This window comes from Nostoc sp., from assembly GCF_036917655.1.
Classification (GTDB): Bacteria; Cyanobacteriota; Cyanobacteriia; order Cyanobacteriales; family Nostocaceae; genus Nostoc.
In genome coordinates this window covers 1-3,122 of the sequence record NZ_JBALCY010000007.1, presented here as the reverse complement: position 1 = coordinate 3,122, position 3,122 = coordinate 1, and the positions used below count along the sequence as shown (strand labels likewise).

Here is a 3,122-nt window from a genome sequence, read left to right as displayed (position 1 = left end):
CAACAGAGTCAATTCAATCTAAATACAGGTGTAAATTCCGAGAATTTGGCTTATGTCATTTATACTTCTGGTTCTACAGGGACACCCAAGGGAGTTGCCATTGAACATCAAAATTTGTGTAACCTAGCTCAAATACAAAAAAATTTATTTGATGTCGAACCCTATAGTCGTATTCTACAATTTGCTTCGATCAGTTTTGATGCTTCTGTTTGGGAAATATTTATGGCAGTGACTCATGGAGCCATGTTAGTTTTAGGAACGGCTTCTAAATTAATGCCAGGAGATGATTTAAAACAAATAATAGAACAGTCCTCTGTAACTCATGTAACATTACCTCCGTCTACCTTAGCTGTATTATCCCCTCCTGAATTATCAGCCTTGGGTCAGATAATTGTGGCAGGAGAAGCTTGTTCAATTGAATTGGCAAATCAATGGTCTGTTAGTCGTCGTTTCTTTAATGCTTATGGTCCTACCGAGTCTACTGTTTGTGCTACGGTAGGAATCAACGATGGGAGCGAGAAAATTTCCATAGGTCGTCCAATAGCCAATACCCAAATCTACATCCTAGACAACCATCTTCAACCAACACCTATCGGTGTACCAGGTGAAATCTACATCGGTGGAGATGGTTTAGCCAGAGGCTACCTCAACCGCCCCGAATTAACAAGCGAGAGATTTATTTCTAATCCCTTTGGTGTAGGTCGTCTCTATAAAACAGGTGACTTAGCTTGCTATTTCCCAGATGGTAACATAGAATTTCTAGGACGCATCGATAATCAAGTAAAAATAAGAGGTTTCCGCATTGAACTAGGAGAAATAGAAGCAGTTCTTAACAACCATCCTCAAGTTCAACAAGCAGTAGTTATCGTCAGAGAAGACATTGCAGATAACAAACGTTTAGTAGCTTATGTCATCACCTTAGATGAATCCCTAAACAGTAATCAACTAAGAGAAGATTTAAAACAAAAGCTACCAAAATACATGGTACCATCAGCCTTTGTCTTCTTAGAAACCCTCCCCTTAACACCCAACGGCAAAATAGACCGGAAAGCATTACCAGCACCAGACGGAGAAATAGCGCGAATAGACGAATACATCGCACCAAGAACACAAAGTGAAAAAATAATAGCCAACATCTTCGCATCAGTCTTAGGAGTAACTAAAGTAGGAATCTACGATAACTTCTTTAACTTAGGCGGACATTCCCTACTTGCTACCCAATTAATATCCCGAGTCAGAGAAACTTTTCAAATAGAAATAATACCTCTAAGAACAATTTTTGAATTTCCAACAGTAGCAGAACTAGATCAAAAATTAACTCAGTTCCGGACTATTATCGATGCGGTTCTCAGCGAACAACAAAATTTTGAAGAAAAATCAGAAGCAAACATCGAGGAAATGGAATTTTGAAAATGACAAACTTGAACTTGATTGAATTCCTCTCTAAACTCAATGAACTAAATATTCAACTTTCCGTCGATGGAGAAAAATTACATTGTAAATCTCCTAAAGGAGTTTTAACGTCTGCACTTAGTCAAGAAATTGCTGAACACAAAACAGAAATTCTGACATTTTTACAACAAGTTATTGGAGTCTCATCTACTACTATTCCACCGATTCAAACTATTCCTAAAGACCAAGACTTACCTCTATCCTTTGCCCAAGAAAGATTATGGTTTATCAACCAACTGGAAGGGAGTTCAGCCACCTACAATATGCCAGCAGCCATTCGTTTCACTGGTAACTTAGATCTGAATGCCTTTCAACAAACTCTCATAGAAATAGTACGCAGACATGAAGTATTAAGAACTAGCTTCTCAACAATAAACGGTAAACCAAGACAGATAATTGATCCAGAAATCACCTTAAATATCAAGGTGATAGACTTACAACATTTAGAAAAAACAGAACGAGAAAAACTTTTAAAGCAACAAATAATAGAAGAAGCCTCTACCTCTTTTGACCTAGAAGTAGCACCTTTAATCAGATGTAGTCTTTTACAAATATCAGCCACAGAATACGTATTATTATTAACAATGCACCACATTGTATCCGATGGCTGGTCAATGGGGATATTTAGCCAAGAACTATCCAGTTTATATCAAGCTTTTTGTACAGGAAATCCATCACCACTAGCAGAATTACCGATTCAATATGCAGACTTCGCTATTTGGCAAAGAAAATGGTTAAGTGGGGAAATATTAGAAAACCAACTAAATTACTGGAAGCAGCAACTATCAGGCGCACCAGAACTATTACAACTCCCTACAGACAGGACAAGGCCTGGTATCCAAACTTACAAAGGTAAAAGACATAGATTTAGTTTAAAGCAGGAATTAACCCAGAAATTGCAAAAGCTCTCAAGAGAGTCGGGAACTACATTATTTATGACCCTGTTAGCAGGATTGGCAACCCTACTATATCGTTACAGTGGACAGTCAGATATTTTAATAGGTTCACCAATAGCTAATCGCCATTACAAAGAAATAGAATCATTAATCGGCTTTTTTGTGAATACATTGGTCTATCGAAGTAATTTTAAAGATAATCTCAGTTTCTTAAAATTACTAAACCAAGTCAGAGAAACCACACTAAAAGCTTATGAACATCAAGATGTGCCTTTTGAACTTGTTGTAGAAGCCTTAAAACTACAAAGGTCTTTAAGTCATTCACCTTTATTCCAGGTTATGTTTGTTCTGCAAAACACCCCAGTAGGTTCTGTAGAACTACCAGAGTTGACTTTGAGTCAGTTAGAGCAAGACTTCCCAATAGCTAAGTTTGATTTAACCTTATCAATATCAGAAACTTTTCAAAGCTTAGAAGGAGAATGGGAGTATAACACTGATCTATTTGATAGCCGAACCATTGAGGGAATAGCTGCACATTTTGAGAACTTATTATCAGCAATTGTGGTTAATCCTCAAATGACTGTAAATGAATTACCCTTATTGAGTGAAATCGAACGGCATCAATTATTAGTAGAATGGAATCAAACGGAGAGTGAATATCCAAAAGATAAATGTATTGATCAATTATTTGAAAAGCAAGTAGAACTGACTCCAGATGCAGTTGCTGTAGTGTTTGAAAAACAAGAATTAACTTATCAAGAATTAAATATTCAA

The 3,122-nt window shown here is 36.8% G+C and carries 2 protein-coding genes; both read left to right on the top strand.

Features of this window, described 5'->3' with window-relative positions; all coding sequences use genetic code 11:
- Nucleotides 1–1,410 (top strand): non-ribosomal peptide synthetase (locus tag V7K30_RS04185; protein ID WP_334997406.1); only part of this gene is annotated, 1,410 nt, incomplete at its 5' end.
- 2 nt (nt 1,411–1,412) lie between these two features.
- Nucleotides 1,413–3,122: condensation domain-containing protein (locus tag V7K30_RS04180; protein WP_334997405.1), on the top strand; the 1,710-nt coding region annotated here is incomplete at its 3' end.